Source organism: Citricoccus alkalitolerans, from assembly GCF_039528175.1.
Taxonomy (GTDB): Bacteria; Actinomycetota; Actinomycetes; order Actinomycetales; family Micrococcaceae; genus Citricoccus; species Citricoccus alkalitolerans.
The window spans coordinates 1,227,191-1,252,337 of record NZ_BAAALH010000002.1 but is presented as its reverse complement, the minus strand read 5'-3'; the positions used below and the strand labels follow the sequence as shown (position 1 = coordinate 1,252,337).

General features: G+C 69.2%; 24 protein-coding genes. 14 read left to right on the top strand and 10 right to left on the bottom strand.

What is annotated here, in order from left to right:
* Positions 1–211 precede the first annotated feature (211 nt).
* From ABD134_RS11560 to purM, 3 genes are read left to right on the top strand one after another with little or no spacing between them, the layout of a single operon-like run.
* Positions 212–733, top strand: a complete 522-nt coding sequence (locus ABD134_RS11560) for a hypothetical protein (RefSeq protein ID WP_344229605.1) — start codon at positions 212–214, stop codon at positions 731–733.
* Positions 723–2,330 carry an amidophosphoribosyltransferase gene (gene purF / locus ABD134_RS11555; protein ID WP_344230871.1) on the top strand — a complete coding sequence of 536 codons (1,608 nt, stop codon included), beginning with the start codon at positions 723–725 and terminating at the stop codon, positions 2,328–2,330. Before ABD134_RS11560 ends, purF begins: the two co-directional genes overlap by 11 nt.
* A gap of 53 nt (positions 2,331–2,383) precedes the next feature.
* Entirely contained in the window at positions 2,384–3,550 is a 1,167-nt protein-coding gene (gene purM / locus ABD134_RS11550) for a phosphoribosylformylglycinamidine cyclo-ligase (RefSeq protein WP_344230870.1), read from the top strand.
* 23 nt (positions 3,551–3,573) lie between these two features.
* Here purM and ABD134_RS11545 read toward each other — a convergent pair whose 3' ends face one another.
* A complete protein-coding gene (locus ABD134_RS11545) occupies positions 3,574–4,530 on the bottom strand; it encodes a Sir2 family NAD-dependent protein deacetylase (RefSeq protein ID WP_344229603.1) in 957 nt (318 codons plus the stop codon).
* A 77-nt stretch (positions 4,531–4,607) separates the two neighbouring features.
* The gene (locus ABD134_RS11540; protein WP_344229601.1) at positions 4,608–4,820 is read right to left on the bottom strand and encodes a DUF3073 domain-containing protein; all 213 of its coding nucleotides are present in this window, start codon (positions 4,818–4,820) and stop codon (positions 4,608–4,610) included.
* Between the two features lie 160 nt (positions 4,821–4,980).
* Between ABD134_RS11540 and ABD134_RS11535 the strand changes: the two genes are divergently transcribed.
* Positions 4,981–5,709: a hypothetical protein gene (locus ABD134_RS11535; protein ID WP_344229599.1), complete on the top strand. Its 729-nt coding sequence runs from the start codon at positions 4,981–4,983 to the stop codon at positions 5,707–5,709.
* On the opposite strand, the gene clpB is transcribed toward ABD134_RS11535, so the two are convergent.
* Positions 5,706–8,342, bottom strand: a complete 2,637-nt coding sequence (clpB, locus tag ABD134_RS11530) for an ATP-dependent chaperone ClpB (protein ID WP_344229597.1) — start codon at positions 8,340–8,342, stop codon at positions 5,706–5,708. The two genes, ABD134_RS11535 and clpB, sit on opposite strands and share 4 nt — an antisense overlap.
* A gap of 253 nt (positions 8,343–8,595) precedes the next feature.
* On the opposite strand from clpB, the gene ABD134_RS11525 reads away from it, so the two are divergent.
* Positions 8,596–9,744, top strand: coding sequence for a YihY/virulence factor BrkB family protein (locus ABD134_RS11525; RefSeq protein WP_344229595.1), 1,149 nt, complete (start codon positions 8,596–8,598; stop codon positions 9,742–9,744).
* Here the strand turns inward: ABD134_RS11525 and ABD134_RS11520 are convergent.
* Together ABD134_RS11520 and ABD134_RS11515 are read right to left on the bottom strand one after the other, a co-directional pair.
* Positions 9,741–10,343 carry a response regulator transcription factor gene (locus ABD134_RS11520; RefSeq protein ID WP_344229593.1) on the bottom strand — a complete coding sequence of 201 codons (603 nt, stop codon included), beginning with the start codon at positions 10,341–10,343 and terminating at the stop codon, positions 9,741–9,743. The genes ABD134_RS11525 and ABD134_RS11520 overlap by 4 nt on opposite strands.
* Entirely contained in the window at positions 10,340–11,698 is a 1,359-nt protein-coding gene (locus tag ABD134_RS11515) for an ATP-binding protein (RefSeq protein WP_344229591.1), read from the bottom strand. The genes ABD134_RS11520 and ABD134_RS11515 overlap by 4 nt, the downstream gene beginning before the upstream one ends.
* Positions 11,699–11,879: 181 nt before the next feature.
* On the opposite strand from ABD134_RS11515, the gene ABD134_RS11510 reads away from it, so the two are divergent.
* From ABD134_RS11510 to ABD134_RS11490, 5 genes are all read left to right on the top strand, one after another.
* Entirely contained in the window at positions 11,880–12,374 is a 495-nt protein-coding gene (locus tag ABD134_RS11510; RefSeq protein ID WP_344229589.1) for a small multi-drug export protein, read from the top strand.
* 24 nt (positions 12,375–12,398) lie between these two features.
* A complete protein-coding gene (locus ABD134_RS11505; protein ID WP_344229587.1) occupies positions 12,399–12,761 on the top strand; it encodes a cupin domain-containing protein in 363 nt (120 codons plus the stop codon).
* A 178-nt stretch (positions 12,762–12,939) separates the two neighbouring features.
* Positions 12,940–13,764, top strand: a complete 825-nt coding sequence (locus tag ABD134_RS11500) for an ABC transporter substrate-binding protein (protein ID WP_344229586.1) — start codon at positions 12,940–12,942, stop codon at positions 13,762–13,764.
* 74 nt (positions 13,765–13,838) lie between these two features.
* Complete coding sequence (locus ABD134_RS11495; RefSeq protein WP_344230868.1) at positions 13,839–14,624, top strand: amino acid ABC transporter permease; 786 nt, start codon at positions 13,839–13,841, stop codon at positions 14,622–14,624.
* Positions 14,625–14,633: 9 nt separating this feature from the next.
* Positions 14,634–15,419: an amino acid ABC transporter ATP-binding protein gene (locus tag ABD134_RS11490; protein ID WP_344229585.1), complete on the top strand. Its 786-nt coding sequence runs from the start codon at positions 14,634–14,636 to the stop codon at positions 15,417–15,419.
* Between the two features lie 82 nt (positions 15,420–15,501).
* Here the strand turns inward: ABD134_RS11490 and ABD134_RS11485 are convergent, their stop codons facing one another.
* Entirely contained in the window at positions 15,502–16,032 is a 531-nt protein-coding gene (locus ABD134_RS11485) for an SRPBCC domain-containing protein (protein ID WP_344229583.1), read from the bottom strand.
* A gap of 34 nt (positions 16,033–16,066) precedes the next feature.
* Between ABD134_RS11485 and ABD134_RS11480 the strand changes: the two genes are divergently transcribed.
* Entirely contained in the window at positions 16,067–16,726 is a 660-nt protein-coding gene (locus ABD134_RS11480; RefSeq protein WP_344229581.1) for a sugar O-acetyltransferase, read from the top strand.
* A gap of 70 nt (positions 16,727–16,796) precedes the next feature.
* Here ABD134_RS11480 and ABD134_RS11475 read toward each other — a convergent pair whose 3' ends face one another.
* Positions 16,797–18,287, bottom strand: a complete 1,491-nt coding sequence (locus ABD134_RS11475; protein ID WP_344229580.1) for a glucose-6-phosphate dehydrogenase — start codon at positions 18,285–18,287, stop codon at positions 16,797–16,799.
* 60 nt (positions 18,288–18,347) lie between these two features.
* Between ABD134_RS11475 and ABD134_RS11470 the strand changes: the two genes are divergently transcribed.
* Positions 18,348–20,318: a glycoside hydrolase family 15 protein gene (locus ABD134_RS11470; RefSeq protein ID WP_344229579.1), complete on the top strand. Its 1,971-nt coding sequence runs from the start codon at positions 18,348–18,350 to the stop codon at positions 20,316–20,318.
* Between the two features lie 164 nt (positions 20,319–20,482).
* Here the strand turns inward: ABD134_RS11470 and ABD134_RS11465 are convergent, their stop codons facing one another.
* A complete protein-coding gene (locus ABD134_RS11465; protein WP_344229577.1) occupies positions 20,483–21,109 on the bottom strand; it encodes a hypothetical protein in 627 nt (208 codons plus the stop codon).
* Between the two features lie 154 nt (positions 21,110–21,263).
* Between ABD134_RS11465 and ABD134_RS11460 the strand changes: the two genes are divergently transcribed.
* A complete protein-coding gene (locus tag ABD134_RS11460) occupies positions 21,264–21,884 on the top strand; it encodes a class I SAM-dependent methyltransferase (protein WP_344229575.1) in 621 nt (206 codons plus the stop codon).
* A 23-nt stretch (positions 21,885–21,907) separates the two neighbouring features.
* Here ABD134_RS11460 and ABD134_RS11455 read toward each other — a convergent pair whose 3' ends face one another.
* Both ABD134_RS11455 and ABD134_RS11450 read right to left on the bottom strand, forming a co-directional pair.
* Positions 21,908–22,462 carry a VOC family protein gene (locus ABD134_RS11455; RefSeq protein ID WP_344229573.1) on the bottom strand — a complete coding sequence of 185 codons (555 nt, stop codon included), beginning with the start codon at positions 22,460–22,462 and terminating at the stop codon, positions 21,908–21,910.
* A 116-nt stretch (positions 22,463–22,578) separates the two neighbouring features.
* A complete protein-coding gene (locus ABD134_RS11450; RefSeq protein ID WP_344229571.1) occupies positions 22,579–24,240 on the bottom strand; it encodes an alpha/beta-hydrolase family protein in 1,662 nt (553 codons plus the stop codon).
* A gap of 72 nt (positions 24,241–24,312) precedes the next feature.
* Between ABD134_RS11450 and ABD134_RS11445 the strand changes: the two genes are divergently transcribed.
* Positions 24,313–25,077 (top strand): DedA family protein, encoded by a 765-nt coding sequence (locus ABD134_RS11445; RefSeq protein ID WP_344229569.1) that lies wholly within the window; start codon positions 24,313–24,315, stop codon positions 25,075–25,077.
* The last annotated feature ends 70 nt before the right edge of the window (positions 25,078–25,147 follow it).

Genomic DNA, 25,147 nt, shown 5'->3' with positions numbered 1-25,147 from the left:
GCTGCTTGTGGCACCGGGGTCCGGACTGGTCGCCGTACATTCGTCCCGGCCCACCCTGCGGCTGCCCAGGCCGACGGGGCCGTTATTCACAGAGACCACCGACGCTGGCGTCAACTCCGTCCGCAACCCCTACGTGTAGCCACACCCCCGCGGGTAGAGCGTGCCCGACCCGGGGCGGAGAGAGGCCTTCCCGCCCCGTACCATGGAAGGCATGACTTTTCCCCCCGACGGTTCCGCGGACACCCCCGCGAGCACCCCGGCAGACGAACCCACCACACCGGGGCCGAACCGGCCTGAGGCGGTCCGGCCGACGCCGGTCCAGCCGGAGGCGGGACGGCACGCCGCGAACTCGCCGGACTCTCCGGAGCCGGATGCCCTGGACCGTCGCACCCTGGTGGTTCGCCGGGCCCCGAAGGTGCAGGTGTTCCTGATCGGGGGCGCCCTGCTCGGCATCATCGTCGCGCTGCTGGTGACCGCCGTCGGCGAGGCCAACCCGGAGTTCACCTTCGGGTCCACCTTCGGGTATTTCCTGGTGATCTTCGGCATCCTCGGGGTGGGGGCCGGAGCGCTCGTCTGGCTGGTGCTGGACCGCCGGTCGAAGAAGCACACCTATACCGTGACAGCCCAGTCCGTGGACCGCTACGAGGACGCCGATTACGCCGTTCAGGACCACGATCTGCAGCAGTGGACGGACAAGTGGGAGAATGGGGAGCGTGACCAAGATGCGCGGTGACGGCCTGCTGACACACGACCTCGACCCTCATGAGAAGGGTCCCCAGGACGAATGCGGGGTGTTCGGCGTCTGGGCCCCCGGCGAGGAGGTCTCCAAGCTCGCCTACTACGGCCTGTACGCCCTGCAGCACCGCGGGCAGGAGTCGGCGGGCATCGCCACCTCGGACGGCAAGCGGATCTCCGTGTACAAGGATCTGGGTCTCGTCTCCCAGGTCTTCGACGAGGCGACCCTGAACACTCTGACGGGGCACATCGCCGTCGGGCACTGCCGGTACTCGACCACCGGCGGCAACAACTGGGAGAACGCCCAGCCGACCCTCGGCGCCACCGCGGACGGCACCGTGGCCCTGGGCCACAACGGCAACCTGGTGAACTCAGCCGAGCTCTACCGGATGGTGCAGGCCCGCTACGGCAAGCAGACCCGGGGTGAGATGGCCCAGGGCAACACCACGGACACCGCCCTCGTCACGGCCCTGCTGCAGGGTGAGGAGGGCTCCACGCTCGAGCAGACGGCCACCGAGCTGCTCCCGATGATCCGCGGCGCCTTCTCCTTCGTGTTCATGAACGAGCACACCCTCTACGCCGCTCGGGATCCGCAGGGCGTGCGTCCGCTGGTGCTCGGCCGGCTCGAGCGCGGCTGGGTGGTGGCCTCCGAGCAATCAGCCCTGGCCACGGTGGGCGCCTCCTTCATTCGCGAGGTCGCTCCCGGCGAACTCATCGCCATCGACGAGGAGGGCATCCGCTCCACCCGGTTCGCCGAGTCCAAGCCGGCGCACTGCGTCTTCGAGTACGTCTACCTCGCCCGGCCGGATGCCACCATCAGCGGCCGCTCCGTGTATGAGTCGCGCGGGGCCATGGGACGCGCGCTGGCCCGGGAGAACCCGGTGGAGGCCGACGTCGTCATCCCGGTCCCGGAGTCCGGCACGCCCGCCGCGGTGGGCTACGCCGAGGAGTCCGGCATCCCCTTCGGCCAGGGGTTCGTCAAGAACTCCTATGTGGGCCGCACTTTCATCCAGCCCTCGCAGACCCTGCGCCAGCTCGGCATCCGGCTCAAGCTCAACGTCCAGCCCGCCGTGGTGTCCGGCAAGCGCGTGGTGGTGGTGGACGATTCGATCGTGCGCGGCAACACCCAGCGCGCGGTGGTCCGGATGCTCAAGGAGGCCGGTGCGGCCGAGGTGCACGTGCGGATCTCCTCGCCGCCCATCAAGTGGCCCTGCTTCTACGGCATCGACTTCGCCTCGCGCGCCGAACTGATCGCCAACGGCGCCGGGGTCGCGGAGATCGCCGCGTCGATCGGGGCTGACTCCCTGGAGTACATCTCCGCCGAGGGCATGATCGAGGCCACCGAGCAGCCCCGCCGCTCGCTGTGCACCGCCTGCTTCACCGGCGACTACCCGATCCCGCTGCCCAGCGAGGACGAGCGCGGCAAGCACCTGCTGGAGCAGCCGGTCGCCGCCACGGCGTCCGCGACCGATACCCTCGCGGATCCGGAGTCAACGGTGGACCCGGACGAGCGCCCCGGCGCCGTCGGCTGCGACCCGGGACCCGACGCGCCCTACGAAGACCTGCTGACCGCAACCGACAGGACCCCGCTGTGACCGCTTCCGAATACTCCCACGATCCGGCCGGCGCAACGCCCGGCACCGCCAAGATCGGTCCGGGGACCACCTACGCCTCCGCCGGCGTGGACGTGGAGGCCGGTGACCTGGCCGTAGAGATGATGAAGGACGCGCTGAAGGCCACCCACAACGGCTCCGTCATCGGCGGTGTGGGTGGTTTCGCCGGGCTGTATGACGTCTCGGCGCTGCTGAAGTACTCACAGCCCCTGCTGGCGACCTCCACGGATGGCGTCGGCACCAAGGTCGCGATCGCGCAGGCGCTGGACAAGCACGACACGATCGGCTTCGACCTCGTCGGCATGGTCGTGGACGACATCGTGGTGGTCGGCGCCGAGCCGCTGTTCATGACCGACTACATCGCCTGCGGCAAGGTCGTTCCCGAACGCATCGCGGACATCGTCCGCGGCATCGCCCTGGGCTGCCAGGCTGCCGGCACCGCTCTGGTGGGCGGTGAGACCGCCGAGCACCCCGGCCTGCTGGGCGTGGACGAGTATGACGTCGCAGGCGCCGCCACCGGCGTGGTCGAGGCCTCCGCCCTGCTCGGTCCCGAGCGCGTCCGCGAGGGGGACGTGGTCATCGCCATGGCTTCCTCCGGCATCCACTCCAACGGCTACTCCCTGGTCCGCCGCGTCATCAACGACGCCGGCTGGTCCCTCGACCGCGAGGTCACGGACCTGGGCCGTACGCTCGGCGAGGAGCTGCTCGAACCCACGCGGATCTACACCGCTGACTGCCTGGACGTGATGCGTCACCTCAACGGCGACCCTGTCTCCGGGACCGCTGGCGCGGTGACCACTGCCTCGGGCGAGCCCGCCCTGCACGGCTTCTCCCACGTCACCGGTGGCGGACTCGCCGCCAATCTGGCCCGGGTGCTCCCCCAGGGCCTGATGGCCACCGTGGACCGCGAGACGTGGTCGCTGCCCGCCGTGTTCTCCCTCGTTGGCCAGCTCGGCCGCGTCCCGCTCGAGGACCTGGAGCGCACCCTGAACCTCGGCGTCGGCATGGTCGCCGTGGTGGATCCCGCCGCGGCCGATGAGGCCCTGAACCGGCTCAACGCCCGCGGCCTGACCTCCTGGGTTGCCGGCACCGTGGGCCGCGTGACGGACGAGGCCCGGAACGCCGGCAGCGACTTCATGCAGGGCGCCAAGGGCGTGGACGGCGGAGCGGTATTGCTGACCGGCAACTACGCCGCCGCCTGACGCACGCCGTGGCGCGACAGGGCTCAGAGCCGGGCGTCCAGCCACTCCAGGGCCGGGGCCAGGCGCGTACGCCAGCGGAAGGCCGCCTTGGTGTCAGCCCGCGTGGGGCCGCCATTGAGGACGGCCACGGGTCTGCCGTGCTTCTCTGCGTCCAGGACGAACTTGAATCCGCTCATGACGGCCAGTGACGTGCCGATCGCCAGGACGGAGCCGGCACGCTCGAAGGCCTGGCGGGCGGCGGCCTTCCGCTCGGCCGGCACACTCTCGCCGAAGTAGACCACGTCCGGCTTCAGCTCCACCGAACCGCACACCAGGCAGCCGACCAGGTGGAACCGGTCCACCCACTCCTGGCCCAGCGTCACGTCCCCGTCCGGGTTCACCATCAGCGGGTCCACCTGGACCGCCTCGAGGTAGCCGGGGTTCGCCTCTACCAGCCGGCCGTCGAAGGACCGGCGGTCCTCCAGGGCGCCGCAGTTGAGGCAGCTGACCCGGTCCAGGTCCCCGTGCAGCGCCACCAGGCCCGGGGTGCCCGCCGCAGCATGCAGTCCGTCCACGTTCTGGGTCACGACGCCGGCCAGGATCCCGGCGCGTTGCCAGCCCGCCAGGATGTGGTGGGCCGGGTTCGGGGAGGCAGCGTCCATCTGCCGCCAGCCCACGAAGGACCGCGCCCAATAGCGGTGCCGGGCGCCGTCGTCGTGCCGGAACTCCTGGTAGGTCATCGGCCGGTGCCGCCGCAGTGATCCCTGCGGCCCGCGATAGTCGGGGATGCCGGAGTCCGTGGAGATGCCGGCGCCCGTGATCACCAGCGGGCGGTGTTCCCGCAACAGGTCCAGGATGCCCGCTCGCGCGAGGAGAGGATCTTGCGGCGGCGCCGCGTCCTCCACGACGCGCGCGATGGAGCGCAGGGCGGCCCGGTGACCGTCGGCTGCCGGATGGCCCGGGCGCAGGGTGGTGCCCGGAGAACCATCTGTCGTCTCCACCGACGCGGCAGTGTCTGCCGCCGCTGACGTGCCCCGAGGAGGCTCGGCGGATGGTGACTCAGTCGACATGGCGACGATCAACCCTGCATGCGGGAATCGTCGTCCTCCTCGGCATCCTTCACATAGTCCGCGTACTTGTCCGCGTAGTCGATGTACTGGTCATCGTCATGGCTGGAACCGCTGTTGCCGGCCAGCTCACGCTCCAGTGCCGACAAATCAGTGGCCGGGGAGAAATACTTCATGTCCCGGGCCTGCTTGGTTGCTTTTGCCTTTTGACGGCCGCGCCCCATGAGCGTGACCCCCTTTGTTGTCCGTCCCCGTGCTGTCAGCCCTAGGCAGGGCTGGTCCGGAGTATGCACTGATCATGATGGTTCGTGGACACTAGGTTAACATGTTTCAGCACCCCTTGGAGCCGCCTGCCAGCGTGACGGCACCGAAAGGACCATGACCATGGACACACGCCCGGACGGGTCAGGCGACGAGTCAAGCCCTGACGCCCCTGAACCCACAGACCCGCCGGAGACCCCGGAATCTCCGGAGTCCCCGGACACCGCCGGTGCTGCCGGCTCCGGGGATCGCTACGTTCCCTACCTGCCGCCCCGCCAGCCGGAGACCGCCCCGGCTCCCCGGCCACGGCGGCTGCGCGGTTGGTGGATCGCCGTCAGCGCCTTGGTGGTGGCGGCCTTGGCCGTGTTCGTCCTCTGGCCGCTGCTGAACTCGGCGGGGAATGGCCCGTCCGGTGAGACCGTCGAGCCCGGGCCGACCGTGTCCCGCAATGCCGAACCCGGGTTGGACGGGATCGTGGCACGCGAGGTGCCCCCCGCCCAGATCGTGCCCGGCGACTGCCTGACGGACTTCCAGTCCGTGGGTGAGCCCTCCACCGTGGTGGAGTGCGACCGCGACCACGAGGCCCAGCTGGTCGGCCGCAAGCTCTGGCCCACCGGCCGCGCCTTCCCCGAGGACATGCAGGCGGCTGCCGAGCGGTTCTGCGCCATGATCGAGCTGGGCAGCGCTGCGAACGCCCAGGTCGTCGTCGAGATCTCCCACCCCACCCAGGGCACGTGGGACGAGGGCGACCGCCGCGTGGACTGCCTCGCCGTGGCCCACGACGGCACCCTGAACGACTCCCTCGTGGCGGAGCCCGTCCTCGAGGACTGGACCGACCACGTGGACGGTTAGTCGGCCTTTCGGGTGACGGAGAGGCGGTCCTGCTCGTCCGATGCGGACCCCTCATCCACGGCGCGGTCCACCAGGACCGTGTCTCCATCGGCGATCGCGCCGGAGAGCAGGGCCCGGGCGAGTTGATCACCGATCTCACGTTGCACCAGGCGGCGCAGCGGCCGGGCACCGTAGGCCGGGTCGAATCCGGTCAGGGCCAGCCACTCCCGGGCGGCGTCGGTGACCTCCAGGGACAGCCGGCGGGAGGCCAGGCGGCCTGCGAGCGCGTCCACCTGCAGGTCGACGATCCTCGTGAGGTCCTCGATGGACAGCGGATCGAACATGATGATGTCATCCAGCCGGTTGAGGAACTCCGGCTTGAAGGATGAGTTGACCACCCTCATGACCGCGTCGCTCTTCTCCGCGTCACCCAGGCCCTGGTCCACCAGGAACTGCGAGCCCAGATTGGACGTCATGATCAGGATGACGTTGCGGAAGTCCACCGTGCGGCCCTGGCCGTCGGTGAGGCGGCCGTCGTCGAGCACCTGCAGCAGGATGTCGAAGACCTCGGGGTGGGCCTTCTCCACCTCGTCCAGCAGGATCACCGAGTAGGGGCGGCGCCGCACGAGTTCGGTCAGCTGGCCACCCTCCTCGTGGCCCACGTATCCCGGAGGGGCACCGACGAGCCGGGACACCGTGTGCTTCTCGGAGTACTCGGACATGTCGATGCGGACCATCGCGTGATCGTCATCGAACAGGAACGCCGCGAGTGACTTCGCCAGCTCAGTCTTGCCCACTCCCGTGGGGCCGAGGAATAGGAACGAGCCGGTGGGGCGGTCCGGGTCGGCGATCCCGGCACGGGAACGCCGGACGGCGTCGGACACCGATGACACCGCTTTCCGCTGGCCGATCAGCCGCTCCCCGAGGTGGTCCTCCATGGACAGCAGCTTGTCCTGCTCGGACTGCAGCATGCGCCCGGCCGGGATCCCGGTCCAGGCCGAGATGACCTCGGCGATGTCGTCCGCGGTGACCTCCTCGGACACCATCGACTGCCCGGTGTGCTGCTGGCCTCCCGGTCCGCCGCCGGAGCCGGACTCGGCTTCCACGGCAGCCTGGAGCTGCTTCTCCAGCGCGGGGATCTCCCCGTAGAGGATCCGGGAAGCCTCCGCCAAGTCACCGTCCCGCTGGGCCTTGTCCGCCGCGGAGCGCAGCTCGTCCAGCCTCACGCGCAGGTCACCGGCCTGGTTGAGGTTCGCCTTCTCGGATTCCCACTGGGCGTTGAGTGCAGCGAGCTCCTCCTTCTGATTCGCCATCTCCTCGCGCAGGGCGGCCAGCCGCTCCACGGAGGCCGGATCCGATTCATCCGCGAGCGCCAGTTCCTCCATGGTCAGTCGGTCCACCGAGCGGCGCAGCTGGTCGATCTCCTCCGGGGCGGAGTCGATCTCCATGCGCAGCCGGGACGCGGACTCGTCCACCAGGTCAATGGCCTTGTCCGGCAGCTGGCGGCCGGAGATGTACCGGTCCGAGAGGTTGGCGGCCGCCACCAGGGCGGAGTCGGCGATGGCCACCTTGTGGTGGGCCTCGTAGCGCTCCTTGAGCCCGCGCAGGATGGCGATCGTGTCATCCACGGTCGGCTCCCCCACGTAGACCTGCTGGAACCGGCGCTCCAGGGCCGGGTCCTTCTCGATGTTCTCCCGGTACTCGTCCAGGGTGGTGGCACCGATCAGGCGTAGCTCGCCGCGGGCCAGCATGGGCTTGAGCATGTTGCCGGCGTCCATGGCCCCCTCGGAGGCCCCGGCGCCGACAACCGTGTGGATCTCGTCGATGAACGTGACGATCTGGCCGTCTGACTGCTTGATCTCCTCCAGCACGGACTTCAGCCGCTCCTCGAACTCGCCGCGGTACTTGGCGCCGGCGATCATGGACCCCAGGTCCAGGGAGATCAGGGTCTTGCCGCGCAGCGATTCGGGGACGTCACCGGCCACCATGCGCTGGGCGAGGCCCTCCACCACGGCGGTCTTGCCGACGCCGGGCTCGCCGATGAGCACCGGGTTGTTCTTGGTGCGGCGGGAGAGCACCTGCACCACGCGACGGATCTCGGAGTCACGGCCGATGACCGGATCGAGTTTGCCCGCGCGGGCGATCTCCGTGAGGTCGGTGCCGTACTTCTCCAGTGCTTGGAAGGTGTTCTCCGGGTCCGGTGTGGTCACGCGGCTGTCCCCGCGGACCTCCTTGACAGCGGCGGAGAGCGCCTCCACGCTGGCACCGGCATCGCGCAGGGCGGTTCCGGCCTTGCCGGCGTCGGCGGCGAGGCCGAGCAGGAGGTGTTCGGTGGAGACGTAGTCATCCCCGAGTGCCTCGGCCTGTTGCTGAGCGGCCTGGACGACGAGCAGCCCCTGCCGGGACAACTGGGCCTGCGCCACGGAGGATCCGGAGGTGGCGGGCAGCTCCTTGATGGCGGTGGAGGCAGCGGTGGACACGACGTCCGGGTCCACGCCGGCCGCTTTGAGGACGGCGACGGCCACGGACCCGCGCTGGTCCATCAGCGCCTTGAGCAGGTGGGCCGGCTCGATCTGCGGGTTGCCGAGGGTGGAGGCATTCATGGCCGCCCCGGACAGCACCTCTTGGCTCTTGGTGGTGAATTTTGCGTCCATGCTGGTCCTTCCTTGTCGCCGGTCCCGCGGGTGTGGAGCACCTCAGGGTGGAGTGGGTCTGAGCATCAGGCCTGCACTCAAAGTTGAGTGTACTTAACTCAACCTGGATCGGACACCCGCTATTCCCCGCTCGCGCAGACCATCACGTCGATGTTGGGGGATGAAAGAACTCTCAACGTCAGAGCCGCCCAGCCAGGAGGATGTGGGTCTGGAACTCCAGGAGGATCGCCTACGGGGCGGTACGCTCTGAAGCATGCCCCGCCGCCTGCTCCGCCGTCCGGCACCGGCCCATACCTACGCGCGGCCACGGTTGACCCTGTTCCATGTGATCCGCCGGACCGTGATGAAACTCGTGGGGATCCAGGTGTGGGACGTGGCGGGCGGAATGACCTTCTACACGCTGCTGTCCGTGGTGCCGGGAGCCATCGCCATCCTGTCCATCGTCTCCATGCTGGGCCTGGAGGACGAGACGGTTGTGACCGCCGCGGGGCTGGTCCACGACCTGTTGCCGGAGACCGATCCGGACCTGCTGGCCTCAACCCTGTTGTCCCTGGCCAACAGCCCGACCGGGGTGCTGGGCCTGGTTCTCGGCCTGATCGGCTCGATCATCTCCGCCTCCAACGCCCTGGCCTCCTTCCACCGGGCCATGCACCGCATCTATGACACCCGCGAGGGCCGCCAGTTCCTCTGGTTCCGCACGGTCATCTTCATCGAGACCCTCATCCTGATGGTCGCCCTGATCGCCGTCCTGCTGCTCGTGTTGATCGGCGGGGACCTCTCCGCTCGGCTCGGCGACCTGCTCGGTCTCACCACGGCCACTGTGAACCTGTGGAACATCCTCAAGTGGCCGGCCATCCTGGCTGTGCTCGTCTTCGTCGTCTCCGTGGCCTACCACCGCGGCCCCAACGTGGTGCAGCCCCGTTTCCGCTGGCTGTCCTGGGGCGGGCTGACCGCAGTGCTCGCCTTGTTCGCCATGACCCTGCTCCTCGGATGGCTGGCTCGCTACGCAGGCGCCCTGGACTGGGTGCTCGGCACCCTGAGCGGCCTCGGAGTGGTCATGATGGTCTCCTGGGTCAGCTTCATCGTGCTGATGGCCGGAGCCGCGTTCGACGCTGAGCTCCTCCGCGGCCGTCAGCTGGCCGCCGGCCTGCCCGCCTGGGATGTCCTGCAGCTGCGGACCCGCCACACCGGCACCCTGGAATTCCTGGACGAGGACGCCTCCCAGGCCCGCACCACCGCCCAGGCGGTGGTCGAGTCGGTCCGCACAGGCGAGCCCGTCACCGTGCCCAGGAGCCCCTGGATCGCCGAGGCGGACACGCTCTGGTCCATCGACACCACCGACCGACCCGTCTCCACCGGGAAGCCCTTCCAGACGCGCCCTCAGGACACCGAGGCGGGCTAGATCCAGCCCTGCTCCCAGGCCACCTGGGAGGCCTCCCTCCGGGTCCCCACGCCCAGCTTGCCCATGGCCGAGGACAGATAGTTGCGCACCGTGCCCGGCGCCAGATGCAGCCGCTCGGCGATCTGCTGCACGGTGGCCGCGTCCCGGCCGGCCCGCAGCACGTCCAGCTCCCGGTCCGTCAGGGGGCTCCGCTCCCCACCGAGGGCCGTGGCGGCGATGTCCGGGTCCACATAGCGCTTGCCGGCGGCCACGTCCCGGATCACCTTGGCCAGCTCCTCGGCCGGTGTGGACTTCGGCACGAAGCCGGACACCTTCTCGCTCAGCGCCCGCCGCAGCACCCCGGGCCGGGCGTGGCGGGTCACGATGATGACCTTCGTGGCCACCTGCCGCAGGATCTGCCCGGCGGCCTCCACGCCGTCCATCTCCGGCATCTCCAGGTCCAAGAGGCAGACGTCCGGCGTCAGTTCGCGGGCGGCGGCCACCGCCTGGAGTCCATTGTCCACTCCGGCCACCACCTGGAAGTCCTCCTCCAGGCCCAACAGGCTCTCGAGCGCGCCGCGGATCAGCACCTCGTCGTCAGCAATCAGCAACCGGATCATGGGGTGGGCTCCTTCGGATGGACGGCGGGGGATTCAGGGTGTTCCCGGCCCGGCACGGCCGGCAACCGGGCCTCGAGGATGAACGAGCCGTCGCCATACCGGCCGGTCACCGATCCCCCGGAGGAGGCGAACCGCCGGTTCAGACCGGACAAACCCGTGCCCGACGCCGGCCCGCCCGCCCCGTGCGTCCCAGGGACACCGGGCAGCCCGGCACCCTCGTGGCTGTCGCCGCCCACCTCGCCGGTGAGCCTCTCCACACCGTCGTTCACCATCGCCAGCCGGAGCACCCCGTCCGCATCCTCCAGGATGATGGACACCTTCGTGGCTGTGGCGGCATGACGCAGGATGTTGGTGGCGCCCTCACGGACGGCCAGGCCGAGCAGGGTGCGCACGGCAGGGTCCTCGACGTGGACCCCCCGAATGCTGACGGTGGCGCCGGAAGCCTCCAGCACGTCCTTGGCGTTGGCGATCTCCTCCTCCAGGGAAACCTCGCGCAGGTTGCGCACCAGAGACCGCGTGTCCTCGAGGGCGGTGCGCGCGATCGTCCGGACCTCGTGGATGTTCTCCGCGGCGGCGTCGGGTTGTCCCGCACCCATCAGTCGCTCGGCCAGTTCGGCCTTGAGGGCGATGACCTGCAGGTGGTGGCCCTGGATGTCATGCAGATCCGAGGCGAATCGCAGCCGTTCGCGGGCCACCGCCAGTTGAGCGGCATCCCGGCGGGCTACGTCCAGCTGGACCACGATGTTCCACCACCATGCGGAGAAGAGGAAGACCACCGGGACGAAGACGGTGAAGAAGACCAGCGAGGGCATCTGCTGCGCGGCTTCCTCGCTGGGGACGGCCACTCCCGTGATGAGTTGTCCGGCCCACCAGTGCGCCGCGATCAGGGCCAGGCCCGCCCCGATGACCACCCGCCGGGTCACGCCGCGGACCAGGATGGCCAGGATGTTCGCGGCGATCCACAGGGAGATCCCCCCGGGGACAGCCCCTCCCGGCAACCACAGGGTCAGCACCCAGGCGAGGCCGGCCGGCCCCAGGAGGAGTGCGGTGGCCCACGGGCGCGGCCATCCGGCTCCCATGCCGTTCCTGATCAGCCAGCTGCAGATGGACTGGGTCAGCCCGCTGATCGCGATCAGCAGGGCGGAGACCACCACCAGCCAACCGTGCCGGCCGCCGGCCTCGAGGTGGAAGAACAGCAGCATGGCGACCGCGATGAAGGCCATGAATACGGAGAAGAAGACCATCGAGAGGTAGGTGTACCACCAGGTGGCCCGTACGCCGCGGACGGACTGGCCGGGCGCCGTCGAGGGCAATTGCCCAGAGGGTCGGCTCACGGACGGTTCTGGCTTGCTCACGGTTCTCAGGGTAGGCCGATGACAACTGTCACGGGGTGGTGGTGACGCTTTCGGAGGCGAGGATGACAGCGGGGCACTGCCGCGAATACACCGGCCCGGCGAGGCTGGAAGCACACCCACCACAAGAGCGGACCACCCGCATCGGGGCCCGGAACCGGCCCCGCCACCGAGAGGAAACACCATGGACATCGTCGCCAACATCCAGTCCTTCACCGAGTCCCTGCCGGCCGCCCTGCGATTCGTCGGAGTCGTACTCGCCGCGTTCATCCCCTACATCGAGGGTGAGGGCGCCGCCATCGTCGGGATCATCGCCGGCATGGACCCCTGGATCGCCATTCCGGTGGCGATCCTCGCCAACATCGCCATCGTGGTGGTGATCGTCCTGTCCTTCGAGAAGATCCGCGCCGCGATCATCAATCGCCGCATCGCCGCAGGCAAGACTCCGAAGCCCACCTCGGAGAAGCAGCAGAAGGTCCGCCGCGCGCTGGACAAGTATGGCGTCCCCGGTGCCTCCCTGCTCGGACCGTTCCTGCTGCCGACCCACTTCACCGCTGCCGCGTTGACCTCCTTCGGCATCACCAAGGGCCGGGTCATCACCTGGCAGGCCGTGGCCATCATTCTCTACTCCACCGTGTTCGGGCTGCTCTTCTACGGCGTGCTCTCCGTGGTGGCCTGAGCCGGCGCGGGCTACGGTGACACCATGACCTACTCGCCGGGACCCCACGATCTGTCAGCGCTGACCCGCAGCACGCTCGAAGCCGCCCTGGACAGCCCGCACGGCCGCCACGGCGACCTGCTGTTGCGGGACGGCCATCTGCGCCAGTCGATCATCGCCCTGAAGTCCGGGGCGCAACTGGCTGACCACAACGCCCCGCCCGCCGCCACGCTGCAGGTGCTGCTCGGTGCGGTGGACATCACCGCCGGGTCCGGAGCGGACCAGCACCTGGAGCAGGGCGAACTCGTTCAGCTCACGAAGGAACGCCACGGAGTGACGGCCCGGGAGGACAGCGTGTTCCTGCTGACCACCGTGACCGGGGTCGAGGAGGAAAGCCACGGGAACTGATCCCCGTAGTGCGTGGTCCCCGCCAGCCCGAGGTCCCGGCCACTGCGGTCCGGACGCCTGGCAGCAGAACCCCGGCAGGCCGCGCGCCCGCCCACCCGGTGGCCCCACGACTTCCCGGTAGACTGTCCGTCTCGACGCCCCTGCACCGCAGCGGGGCCCCCCGCACCGGAAGACCTTCATGACCCTGTCCCGCACCCGACTCGCCCTGGTGGCCGTCCTGGGAGCCGGCTCGCTGGCCCTGAGCGGATGTGCCGTGCTCGGCCCCCAGCTCGGCGGTTCCGAAGCCGGCGAATCCTCGCCCCTGGTCGACAGCCTCGACCTGGTCAACCCCGGCCAGCTCACCGTCTGTGCCGACATCCCGTACCCGCCCTTCGAATTCATGCAGGGCAGCGACCTGGTCGGGTATGACATCGATATCGTCCAGCGGATCGCCGATGACCTCGGTATCCCCCTCTCCGTGGTGGACTCCTCCTTCGAGGCCATCGAGTCCGGGTCCTCGCTGACCGGCTGCGACATCAATGCCTCCTCGATCTCCATCACCGAGGCCCGGCAGCGGATCATGGCGTTCTCCGTGCCCTATCTGGACGACGATCTGGTGCTCGTGGCCGAGGAAGGGTCCGGCATCACCGACCTGGAATCAGCCCAGGGCAAGCGCGTGGGTGTCCAGGCCGCCACCACCGGCGAGACCTTCGCCGAGGAGAACGGATTGGCCCCGATCCAGTTCGAGGACGGTGGCATGCAGATGGAGGCCCTACGGGCCGGCACTGTGCAGGCCGTGCTCGGCAACCAGTCCGTGGTGCTCTACAACGTCAAGGACGATCCCCGGTACGAGGTGGTCGCGGAACTGCCCACCGGTGAGCAGCTCGGCGTGGCCGTGGCCCCGGACAAGGCGAAACTGCTGTCCGCCGTGAACGCGTCGCTGCAGGGTATGGAAGAGGACGGAACCCTCGACGAGTCCCGCGCGCGCTGGTTCGGCGAGGCAGCAACGGAGGGCGATCAGTGAGCACCGTCAACACCACCGGCCCGGCTTCGGGCCCCAACCCCTCTCCGGAGAGCAGCCCGGAGAGGGGCCGCACGATGAGCAACCGGCGACGCCGGCAGCTCTCACTCGGTCTGCAGGCCGGTGTCTTCGTCCTCGCCATTGTGGTCCTCGTAGCTGTCATGGACTGGCCGACCCTGGGCCAGTCCGTCTTCAACTTCGCGGAGATCGGTCCCCTCTTCCCGGACATCATCCTGGTGGGTCTGGGCAACACCCTGCTGTACACGGCGTCCTCGTTCGTGGTCGGCCTGCTGGGCGGCACACTGCTGGCCCTGATGCGGCTCTCCTCATTCCCGCCGTACCGCTGGCTGGCCACCGCCTACATCGAGCTGTTCCGCGGCCTGCCCGCCCTGCTCGTCTTCATCGCCTTCGGCTACGGCGTGCCCTTCGCCTTCGGCATCCAGTGGCCCATCCCCCTCGTGGTGATGGTCTCCCTGGGCATGGTCTCCTCGGCCTACATCGCCGAGACCCTGCGTGCCGGCCTGCAGGCCGTGCCGAAGGGACAGGCGGAGGCTGCCCGATCCCTGGGGATGCCGGCCTGGCGCGCCATGGTCACGATCGTGATCCCCCAGGCCTTCCGCCTGGTGCTGCCGCCCCTGACCAATGAGGTCATCCTGCTGACCAAGGACTCGTCCCTCGTCTACGTCCTGGGACTGGCCGCTCACGAGTACGAACTGACCAAGTTCGGCCGGGACGGCATTACCGCTCTCGACGCCGGCCTCACCCCGGTGCTCGTGGCTGGTGTCATGTACCTGATCATCACCGTCCCCCTGTCCCTGCTGGCGCGGAAGTTCGAATCGCGCACCAACCGCACGCGCGTCTGAGAGGCCACGATGACCGAGACCACCAGCCATGCCAGCGCCATCCGCGCCGGCGGCGTCGCCATCACCGGCCTGCACAAGTCCTACGGCTCCAATGACGTGCTCAAGGGCATCGACCTGACCGTGGCTCCCGGCGAGGTGGTGTGCCTGATCGGCCCTTCCGGCTCGGGCAAGTCCACCCTGCTGCGCTGCGTGAACCTGCTGGAGACCCCCAACCGGGGCACGGTTGCCGTCTCCGGTTTCGACGCCACCGATCCAGAGGTGGACCTCAACGCCATGCGCCGCCACGTCGGCATGGTGTTCCAGCAGTTCAACCTGTTCCCGCACCTGTCCGTGCTGGAGAACTGCACGGTGGCCCAGGTCAAGGTGCTGCGCCGCGGCAAGGCGGAGGCGGCCGGCGTCGCGCGTGAGAATCTGCGCCGCGTGGGGCTGGACGGCTTCGAGGACCGGTATCCGGATCAACTCTCCGGCGGTCAGCAACAGCGCGTCGCCATTGCACGCGCACTGTCCATGGACCCACAGCTGATGCTCTTCGACGAGCCGACCTCCGCCCTGGACCCGGAGACCGTGGGCGAGGTGCTCTCCGTGATGCGCGGCCTGGCCGGCGCCGGGATGACCATGCTCGTGGTCACCCACGAGATGGGATTCGCGCGCGAGGTCGCGGACCGTGTGGTGTTCATGGACGGCGGCGTGGTCGTCGAGGAGGGCCCCGCCGAGCAGGTCATCGGCTCCCCCACCCAGCCGCGCACCCAGGACTTCCTGCGGCGGGTCCTGAACCCGACCGACGTCGAACTCTGAGCCGCCACCTCGGCCGCCACACTCATCCTGCCGGACCACACGGATCAACTCTGTGGTCTGGCACGATGACTGTGGCTCCAGGTCAGGTCGTCCCGACTTCCGTGCTGTAGTGCGCCTTCTGGGCGGGGTAGTAGTCGGCGAAGTCCACCGCGTCCACGTCTCCGCCATCCAGAGCCGCGGTGAGCCGGTCGAGGTAGTACTCCCAACCGGGGCCGATGTCACCGGCCTCGTCCTTCGACCCTGCCAGCGGCTGGCGGAAGACCAGGTCGGTGTCCGACCCCGACCCCGCCGCGGCCCGGTCCAGGGACACCCGGAGCCGCCACGGGTTGCCGTTCGGATCGGCCAGCGTCACGTGCAGACGAGAGGGCCGTGCGCAGACCTCGATCACACATTCGCCTGGATGCTCCGGTGCCTCCACCATGGCCAGCTGGACACTGCCACTGGCCGGGTCCCCCGTGTAGGTGCCATACCAGCGCAACAGTTCCGGGTCTGCCAGGTAGCTCCAGACGTCCTCCGGAGGGTGCCCGAGGGTGCGCTGGATCTGGATCGTGGGACCCTCCGGACCTTCGACGACGGATCCCGTGGGTTCGCGGAGCTCTTCGTGGCGTGACATGCGCCCATTGTGGCCCCTCTGGCAGGCTGGGTCCATGCTGCCTGTCCCGGACCAGTTCCCCGCCACTCCCGCCCCGTCGCCGTTCTTCCCGGACGGCCGGTCCATGTACGAGAGGATGCTCGCCGGTGATCCCTACATCGCCGACGACCCCCGGCTCGAGGAGCTCTCCACGGCGGCCGCCCTGCTGACGGAACAGTACAACGCCACCTCCGTCACCGAGCCGGCCCTCCGCCGGCGGCTGTTGTCCCAGTTGCTGGGATCCCTCGGCGACGAGGTGGTGATCCGTCCGCCGTTCCAGGTGGATTACGGGCGGTTCATCAGCATAGGTGACCGCACCTTCGCGAACTTCGGCCTGATGGTGCTGGACGTCGCCCCGGTGCGGATCGGTGCGGACGTGCAGATCGGCACGAACGTCCAGCTGCTCACCCCGACCCACCCGCTGGAGCCAGGTCCGCGCCGGGACAAGTGGGAGGGTGCCGAGCCCATTACCATCGAGGACAACGTGTGGCTCGGCGGCGGTGTGATCGTGGGCCCAGGCGTGACGATCGGCGAGAACACGGTGGTGGGCGCCGGTGCCGTGGTCACCCGCGACCTGCCGGCGAACGTGGTCGCACTGGGCGTGCCCGCCCGGCCCGTCAAGGACCTCCCGGCCGATCCCGACGGCGGGTGGTCTCGGATGGCGGTCGAGGGCTAGTCAGGGGACAGGACAGGCGAGGGGCCAGGGCTGGCCGGGTCAGGGCTGGCCCGCCGCGAACCGGCGGTGCTCAGGGCCGGCCGGTCAGGCCCGCGGAAGCCGGGCCGGCCGATCCGGCCTCATAGTCCTGCAACGGCACCTGCCCGGAGGCGTAGGCCGCGGCGATCTGGGCCAGGATGCGCCAGCCCTCCTCGGCCCCGTCACCGCGGACGGTGAAGGCCGTCTTGTCCTCGAGCACCCAGCGCAGCACCGAACCGTAGGCGGTGAGTCCTGGCTCGGGCAACTCCGTGGACAGCACCGTGCGGGTCATGCCACGGGAGTCGAACGGGCCACCGGCGTTGAGCTCCAGGTCGATCCGTTCGTCTTCGAAGCCGACCCGCAGCACGTCCGGGGGCTGGGGTCCTGACGAGGGGAACTGCTCGTAGTCGTGTGGCGGGCGGCGGAAGACCACGGCGATCTCCTGCCGGGGCGAACCGATGGCCTTGCCCGTCCGCAGCACCACCGGCACGCCGTTCCAGCGCCACGAGTCCACCTCGACGACCACCTGGGCGAAGGTCTCGGTCTCTCGCGCCGGGTCCACACCTTCCTCGTCCACATAGGACGGCATGGTCCTGCCGTCCACGGCGCCGGCGATGTACCGGCCACGCACCACGGCCGGCGTCCCGTCCGGCAGTCCGGCCAGAGTTCGCGCGTCGCCGTCAACGCTCGTGCCCAAGGTCCCCTCGTCCTCGCTCCCTTCCCCCGACGCTCCCCGGGACCACAACCGGGCCGCCCTCAGGACGTGAGCGGTGTTGGCGGGGATCTCCACGCCGTCGATCCGGGTCGGCGGGTCCATCATCACCAGCGCCATGACCTGGAGCAGGTGGGACTGGATCATGTCCCTCGCGGCTCCGGTGGCCTCGTAGAACCCGGCACGCCCCTCCAGTCCGAGCACCTCGTCGAACACGATCTCGATCCGCTCGATGTGGTCCCGGTTCCACAGCGGTTCCAGGATGCGGTTTGCGAAGCGCAGACCCACGAAGCCGAGCACGCCGGGCAGACCGAGGAAGTGGTCCACACGGAAGATCCGCTCCTCGGGGACGAACCCGGCCAGGAGGGCGTTGAGTTCTCGCGCGGAGTCCAGGTCGGTGCCGAAGGGCTTCTCCAGCACGAGCACGGTGTCCTGTGGCAGTCGCCCCGAACCATGCACCCTCGAGAGGGCCTCACAAGAGGCCATGGTCACGGACGGCGGAAGCGCGAAGTACAGTCCGAGGGGCCCCTCCACCTGGTCCATGAGTGCGGCGAGTTGCTCGGGATCGGTGGCGTCCGCGGTGATCCAGTGCGCTGAATCAAGCGTGTGGCGCACCGCAGGCAGAGCCAACTGCTCCTCGTCGAGCTCAGCGGCGAACGCCTCCCGCACCACTGCCGCGAAGTCCTCCCGCTCGTCCTGCCCGGAGCCGATCAGCAGGATGCCCCGTTCCGGCACTCCGGCCGCCAGGCAGGTGGCCAGGCCGGGCAGAAGCAGCCGCCGGGTCAGGTCTCCCCCGGCACCGACGATGACCAGCGTGCGCAGTCCGCTCATGGCCCCACCGTAACGGCCCGGGCCTATGCCGGGAACGGGTCATTCGATATACAAGGAGACATGACGGACCAGACACCTTCCGCCGGCCCGCACTCGACTCACGACTCGACGGATTGGCCCGGGTCCTCTCGTCCGCAGTCCCTCCATCCCGCCTGGGCCACCCCGCTCGAGGACTACGCCCTGCTGTCCGATCTGAGCACCGGACCGCTGGTGTCCCGCCGCGGATCCATCGACTGGCTGTGCCTGCCGCGTTTCGACTCCCCTGCCCTGTTCGCCGCCTTGCTCGGAGGGGCCGACGACGGCCGGTGGAAGCTCTGGGCTCTGGACGGGGAGGTCGTGGAACGCCGCTACGTGCCGTACACCTTCGTCCTCGAGACCGACTGGCGCACCCCGACCGGCACCGTGCGCGTCACCGACTTCCTGCCGCCGGCCGAGGCGCAGGATGACCTGTACCGCCGGGTGGAGTGCCTGACCGGAGAGGTGGTGGTGGAGCATGACCTGCGGATCCGCTTCGACTATGCCCGCGCCCTGCCCTGGTTCCGCCGCACCAAGGACACTGAGGGCACCGATCCGGCACTGCTGTGCACGGCCGGACCGGACGGCGTGCTGGTGTCCGGTCCCCTGCTCGACACCACCACCAGGCCCACCGCGGACGACGAGCGCTCCGGCGAGGCGGCCGGCGGCGACGGCCAACCGGCAGGTTCCCCGGACTCCGGCGGTCTCACCGCGCCCCGGCTGGCTGGCCGATTCCGGCTACACGCCGGCGAGCGGCTGGACTGGGTGTTGACCTGGTTCCCGTCCTGGAAACGGCCTCCGGTTCCGGTGGAGCCGGAGGCCGCTCAGCACCGGACCCAGGAGTTCTGGACCGACTGGGCATCCCGGTTGGAGGTCGATTCGCCGGAGGAACACCTCGTGGCCCGGTCCCTGTTGGTATTGCGGGCGCTCACCAACCTGAAGACGGGCGGGATCGTCGCGGCGCCCACCACCTCGCTGCCGGAGGAGTTCGGCGGCTCACGGAACTGGGACTACCGCTACACGTGGCTGCGGGATGCGGCCCTGACGATCGAGGTCCTCGTCTCCCACGGATTCACCGAGGGTGCCCTGCACTGGCGGGACTGGCTACTGCGGGCCGTGGCCGGGGACCCGGAGAAGCTGCGGATCATGTACGGCCTCGCCGGCGAACGGGAACTGGACGAGAAGGAGCTGGACCACCTGGCCGGTTACGCCGAGTCCCGTCCCGTCCGGATCGGCAACGGCGCCGCGGACCAGTACCAGGCCGACGTGGTCGGCGAGGTGATGATCGCCCTCGCCGAGCTCCGGGACGCCGGCGTCACCGAGGACGAGTACTCGTGGCGGCTGCAGAAGTCCCTGCTGTCCTTCTGCATCCGGAACATCGACCGCAAAGACCACGGGATCTGGGAGATGCGCGGCGAACCGCACTTCTTCACCCATGGCCGGGTGATGATGTGGGCAGCGTTCAATGAGGGCATCCGGGCCGTCACCCAACATGGTCTGGACGGAGACGTCGCGTCCTGGACCCGGCACCGGGATGCCCTGCGTGCGGAGATCCTGGAGTGCGGCTTCAGCGCCGAGCTGGACTCGTTCACGCAGACCTACGGCAGCCGCGAGGTCGACGCCTCCCTGCTGCAGTTGCCGCACACCGGCTTCCTGGCCGCCGACGATCCGATGATGCTCGGCACCGTTTCCGCGATCGAACGGGACCTGATGGGCACTCGCGGGCTGGTCCACCGCTACCGCACCGGTTCCAACCTCGACGGCCTGGAAGGGCACGAGTACGCGTTTCTGATCTGCTCGTTCTGGCTGGTGGAACAGTACGCCGCGTCAGGCCGGTTGGGCGACGCCGAGGAGACCATGGCGCTGTTGTGCTCCTGCGCCACCGACCTGGGTCTGCTGGCCGAGGAGTACGACGCCGGCTCCGGACGCCTTGCGGGCAACTTCCCGCAGGCGTTCTCCCACCTCTCGCTCATCCGGGCCGCCGACGCCATCCAGAAGGCCCGCCACCCGCGCTGAGGGTTCCGTGGCCGGGAGTTCGGGCCTCTCGGCTGGAGGTGAAGCTCCGGAGAAAACTCCGGAGGCAAAAACTCCGGGGGCAGACTGTCACTCTGAGGCCGGAACATCGGCGTCAGACAGTCTGCCCCCGGAGTGCTGCGCCCGCTGTGGGCGGCACAGTGAGATCAGATCTTCTTACGGGCCTGCTGCATTTCCTTGCGGGCGGTGCGCAGCGCCTCGGTCTGCTCGACGCGGGCCTTGTTGATGGCTTCGGCCTTCTCCGCGGCGGCGGCACGGATGGCCTCGGCCTGTTCCTCCTTGGCGGCCTCGATCGCGGCGACCTTGGCCTCCTTGGCGACCTCCAGCTTGTGGGCCCGCTTGGACGCTGAGGCGTTCTTGCGGCCGGTGCGGTTCACGACGCCGTCCACCATCAGGGCGGTGCCGATGCCGAAGAGGAACACGTCCTTGGCCACGGCGGTGCCCTGCTCGGAGGGGCGGATGCCGTCCGACTCGGTCATGGAGTCGGTGTTCTTGTACATCGCCAGCAGCCCGCCGGAGAAGGCGGTCAGGGCGGCACCGGCCATCCAGCCCGGCACGAACGGCAGCAGGCAGGCGGCGCCGATGCCGATCTCGGAGGCGCTGATGAACTGCCTGAACTGCTTCGGGGTCAGGTCCTTGAGGAAGGGAAGCCCGTTGGCTCCCAGGTCCCTCATCTGTTCAGCCTGTTCGTCCGTGAGCTTGGTCTTGTTGATGCCTGAGTTCAGGATGAAGGCTCCGGCGGTCAGCCGAAGGGGGAGCTGCGCGATGCTCATGGATTTTCCTTCCGAAGATCTTCTCTGGTTCCAAGGTCAGCCTATAGGCACACGCGGCTCACGGGGAGACCGATCGGCAACACCGGGCCATGGCGGCCAGACAGATCCAGACTGATCCGGGCAGACCCGAATGGCCAGGGGCGATACTGGGGTGATGGAAGAGAACGCGAACCAGAACCTCTGGGCCACCATGGTGGCCAACGATCCCGAGCACTCCCGCCGCTATGCCGAGCGCTGGCGCCGCCTCGCCTCCGAGGGCATGGACCTGGACGGGGAGGCCCGGCTGATCGACGCGATGGCCTCCCGCGGGTCCCGGATCCTCGACGCCGGCTGCGGCACCGGCCGCGTGGGCGGCTACCTGGCGCGGTGCGGCCACCAGGTGACGGGCGTGGACCTGGACGAGCACCTCATCGAGGTCGCGAACGAGGACCATCCCGAGGCCGACTGGTACGTGGCGGATCTCGAGTCACTGGACGCTGAGACCCTGGCCACCCTGGGTGAGGCCGAGCCGTTCGACCTCGTCTTCTCCGCCGGCAACGTCTTCGGCTTCCTCTCCCCGGCTTCCCGCGGGGACGTGCTGCGCCATCTGCGCGGCCTGCTGCGGGACGGCGGCCGTGCGGTGATCGGTTTCGGGGCCGGGCGCGGCTATGACTTCGCCGATTTCATGGACGACGCCGGCCAGGCTGGATTCCGCTGCCAAGGCCAGTACTCCTCGTGGCAGCTCGACCCCTTCACCGACGACGCCGACTTCTTGGTCGCGGTCCTCTCCCGCTGATCCTCACGGCGCCTCGGCGCCTGCTACTCCTCCTCGGCCCCGTAGGCGTCCTTCGCCGCGTCCATCAGGCCCTCGATGCTGAACTTCCCCATGCGCATCATGGCGCTCTGCACCCGGGCCGCCGCATCCTGGTCCTCGCCGGCCAGCAACTCGAACAGGACCTGCGGGACCACCTGCCACCGCACCCCGTAGCGGTCCGTGACCCACCCGCACGCGACCTCCTGCCCGCCCCCTGCCGTGAGGGCGGTCCAGAAGTGGTCGATCTCCTGCTGGTTCGCACACAGGACCTGGAAGGAGACGGCATCCGTGTAGGGCACCGGTTCGGTCGAGCCGTTGAGCGCCACGAAAGGCTGGCCGTCCAACGTGAAGTCGACAGTCAGCACCTCGCCGCGCTCCAGCACGACCTCTCCCTGCGGTGCCACATCGATGCTGCTGCGGTGGACGGCGCCCACCTGGGTGTCCGGGCGGTAGCCGGAGAAGGCCTCCACGTAGAACCGGGCGGCCTCCTCCGCCTGCCCGGTGAACCACAGGCAGGTGACGAGCTGGTGGGCGGAGGCGGTGGGCCGTTGCGCGCTCATGCGTCCAGTGTCCGCCTGGCAGCCGGGGTGGGTCCACCATTCGCTGACAGCCAGGGCCTGGCTGGCTCCAGCGGATGCAACCGGAGGCAGGCAGATTCAGGCAGATTCAGCCGTGCTCAGGCGAAGTTCGGGACGATCGTCCGGCGGATCGCCTGGGCGATGGTCGAGTAGTCCGTCAACGGATCCTGACCCAGGACGGCGGCCCAGTACTGCAGCATGTCCTCGACATAGCGGTGACCGTGGCCGCCTGGCACGGAGACGGACTGCGGCATGTCCGAGGCCACCTGCCAGAACGTCACCCAGGGCTGCCACTGCAGGCTGCGGGAGATGTCCGAGCCGGCCTTCTCCTTGGCCCAGTCGGGCTTGCGCCACATCAGGTCCGGGCTCCACCACACCACAGGGTCGGAGGCGTGCTGGGCCACCACGATCCGGGGGCTGTCCCACGCACCGAAGGGGACGCCGGTGAAGTCGGTGACCAGGTCCTCGGGTCTGGTGGCGAAACGGACGTGCCGGCCGTCGTCGATCACGGGTGCGATCTCCGGGGTGCCCCGCCGGCGGAACGGCACGAGGGACTCCCAGAACTCGGCGAACCGCGGCATGCCAGACCAGACGGCACCGTCCACGCGGCCAATCATGTCCTCGAGGCCCTCGAACGCCTTCGTACCGCCCAAGGCGCCCAGCGACTCTCCGCCGACCAGCAGCTTCGGCCGCCGCTCCGGGGGGCGCTTCGCCAACTCCTCCTCGATCGCGGCGAGCAGGGTACTGGCGGCCAGCACGGGTGAGATCCGGTCGGCGATGAAGGCCACGCCGGAGGGCAGGTAGGTGTACTGCATGGAGGCCAGCGCGCAGTTGCCACCGGTGAGGAACTCCACAGAGGAGGCGGACCATTCCTGCAGCCAGCCGGTCCCCGTGGTGGTCAGCACCAGGAGAACCTCGCGATCGAAACCCCCGGTGCGGTGCAGTTCGGCGACGACGGCGGCCGCGGTCTCCTCCAGGTCCCGCCCCTCGCGCCACCCGGCATACGCGCGGATGGGTGTCAGGGCCGGCCTGCCGGTGGCCTCCTCGATGTCCACGGCACGGGGTCCGTCCGAGACCACTGCCTGCCCCTTGGCACCCAGAGTGCTCCAGGCCTCGAAAGACGCGGCGGAGCCGGAGCGTTCGGGCTCCACCGGGGGGACGCGTCCCGGCAGCAGTTTGGCGTTGGTCTCCTGGGCGGTCTTGGACAGCCATTCCAAGAGCCGGCGGTAGACCACCTTGTCCAGCACGAAGGCCGTCCCCGTGGCGGTGGCCCCCGCACCGACGGCGGCGGCAACCGGGGCGGGCATCACGGGCTTGAGCGCCGAGGAGAGGTGGGTGGCGATCGCGTTGATGCCCCGACCGGCCGAGACGAGCCCGGCGGTCAGGGCCAGGCCGCCGATCACGCCGACCATGTGTTCCCGGCTGCGGGTGGGGCGGGTCTCCATCAGCCCGGCGATCTCCGTCTGCGCCCGGAGGTTGCGCAGCCAGGACAGCCCGCTGATGCCGAACATGAGCCACGGCAGGGCCTCGATGGCGGGCCGGGCCCTCTCCTCGTCGATCCTGATCTCGATCCCGAGCTGCCGGCCGACGGCCCGGGCCGCTGCCGTCCCGGCGGCGCCGACCACATAGCCGAAGGTCTGGGATATTCCGGTGTTCAGGGCGGTCATCCACCATGTGCGCGGAATGAAGCTGGGGGACAGTGACACCCAACCCATGACGTGGGCTCCGACCAGCCCGGCCGCGTCGGGTTTAAACCGCATGCCTCCCATTATGCCTGCCCTCCCGGTCCGTCGGTTCGGTGTTCGGCCCTGTGGTCCGGGAGAATAACGCGCATGACGCTTTCGATCGCCACCGCATCAGCCACGGGGCCCGCAACCGGGTCCACGGGCGAAGCCTCCTATGGCTGGCTCGGTGACATCGTCGTCTCGATCATGGAGGCCATCGGACCGATCGGTGTGGCACTGGCCGTCTTCGCCGAGAACCTCTTCCCGCCGATCCCCTCCGAACTGATCCTGCCGCTCGCCGGCTTCACAGCGGCAGGCGGTTCCTTCAGTCCGTGGGAGGCCCTGATCTGGGCCACCGCGGGTTCTGTGCTGGGTGCCCTGATGCTCTACGGGCTCGGCGCCTGGCTGGGGCGCCGGCGGTTGTACAGGATCGCCGACTGGCTGCCGCTCGTGGACATCGAGGACGTCGAGAAGACCGAGCGCTGGTTCAATCGTTACGGTTACTGGACCGTGCTGCTGGGCCGCATGGTTCCGATCTTCCGTTCGCTGATCTCCATCCCCGCCGGCATCGAGCGCATGAATCTGTGGCTGTTCACCCTCTTCACGCTGATCGGCTCCGGCATCTGGAACACCATCTTCGTCTGGGCGGGCTTCCAGCTCGGGGACAACTGGCATCTGGTGTCCGACTACGCGGACGTCTTCTCCAACCTCGTGCTGATCGCCGTGCTCGTGTTCATCGCCTGGTGGGTGACCGCCCGCATCCTGCGCAACCGCCGGCGCGCCCAGGACCCGAACTACGTGCCGCCCTCGGCAGACGAGGCGGCGGCTCGCATGGAGGCCCTCCTCACCGACTCCGAGCGCGGCCGCAGGTAACCAACCGCGCCCACTCCCCGACCACGCTGCGGGACCACTTTGCGGGCAGAAATCAGTACTGATATCTGCC

Excerpts from the sequence above, each read along its gene's own strand:
- ABD134_RS11560 (WP_344229605.1), top strand. The coding sequence starts at position 212 with ATGACTTTTCCCCCCGACGGTTCCGCGGACACCCCCGCGAGCACCCCG.
- purF (WP_344230871.1), top strand. The coding sequence starts at position 723 with ATGCGCGGTGACGGCCTGCTGACACACGACCTCGACCCTCATGAGAAG.
- ABD134_RS11540 (WP_344229601.1), bottom strand. The coding sequence starts at position 4,820 with ATGGGGCGCGGCCGTCAAAAGGCAAAAGCAACCAAGCAGGCCCGGGAC.
- ABD134_RS11535 (WP_344229599.1), top strand. The coding sequence starts at position 4,981 with ATGGACACACGCCCGGACGGGTCAGGCGACGAGTCAAGCCCTGACGCC.
- clpB (WP_344229597.1), bottom strand. The coding sequence starts at position 8,342 with ATGGACGCAAAATTCACCACCAAGAGCCAAGAGGTGCTGTCCGGGGCG.
- ABD134_RS11525 (WP_344229595.1), top strand. The coding sequence starts at position 8,596 with ATGCCCCGCCGCCTGCTCCGCCGTCCGGCACCGGCCCATACCTACGCG.
- ABD134_RS11520 (WP_344229593.1), bottom strand. The coding sequence starts at position 10,343 with ATGATCCGGTTGCTGATTGCTGACGACGAGGTGCTGATCCGCGGCGCG.
- ABD134_RS11510 (WP_344229589.1), top strand. The coding sequence starts at position 11,880 with ATGGACATCGTCGCCAACATCCAGTCCTTCACCGAGTCCCTGCCGGCC.
- ABD134_RS11505 (WP_344229587.1), top strand. The coding sequence starts at position 12,399 with ATGACCTACTCGCCGGGACCCCACGATCTGTCAGCGCTGACCCGCAGC.
- ABD134_RS11500 (WP_344229586.1), top strand. The coding sequence starts at position 12,940 with ATGACCCTGTCCCGCACCCGACTCGCCCTGGTGGCCGTCCTGGGAGCC.
- ABD134_RS11495 (WP_344230868.1), top strand. The coding sequence starts at position 13,839 with ATGAGCAACCGGCGACGCCGGCAGCTCTCACTCGGTCTGCAGGCCGGT.
- ABD134_RS11490 (WP_344229585.1), top strand. The coding sequence starts at position 14,634 with ATGACCGAGACCACCAGCCATGCCAGCGCCATCCGCGCCGGCGGCGTC.
- ABD134_RS11485 (WP_344229583.1), bottom strand. The coding sequence starts at position 16,032 with ATGTCACGCCACGAAGAGCTCCGCGAACCCACGGGATCCGTCGTCGAA.
- ABD134_RS11480 (WP_344229581.1), top strand. The coding sequence starts at position 16,067 with ATGCTGCCTGTCCCGGACCAGTTCCCCGCCACTCCCGCCCCGTCGCCG.
- ABD134_RS11475 (WP_344229580.1), bottom strand. The coding sequence starts at position 18,287 with ATGAGCGGACTGCGCACGCTGGTCATCGTCGGTGCCGGGGGAGACCTG.
- ABD134_RS11470 (WP_344229579.1), top strand. The coding sequence starts at position 18,348 with ATGACGGACCAGACACCTTCCGCCGGCCCGCACTCGACTCACGACTCG.
- ABD134_RS11465 (WP_344229577.1), bottom strand. The coding sequence starts at position 21,109 with ATGAGCATCGCGCAGCTCCCCCTTCGGCTGACCGCCGGAGCCTTCATC.
- ABD134_RS11460 (WP_344229575.1), top strand. The coding sequence starts at position 21,264 with ATGGAAGAGAACGCGAACCAGAACCTCTGGGCCACCATGGTGGCCAAC.
- ABD134_RS11455 (WP_344229573.1), bottom strand. The coding sequence starts at position 22,462 with ATGAGCGCGCAACGGCCCACCGCCTCCGCCCACCAGCTCGTCACCTGC.
- ABD134_RS11450 (WP_344229571.1), bottom strand. The coding sequence starts at position 24,240 with ATGCGGTTTAAACCCGACGCGGCCGGGCTGGTCGGAGCCCACGTCATG.
- ABD134_RS11445 (WP_344229569.1), top strand. The coding sequence starts at position 24,313 with ATGACGCTTTCGATCGCCACCGCATCAGCCACGGGGCCCGCAACCGGG.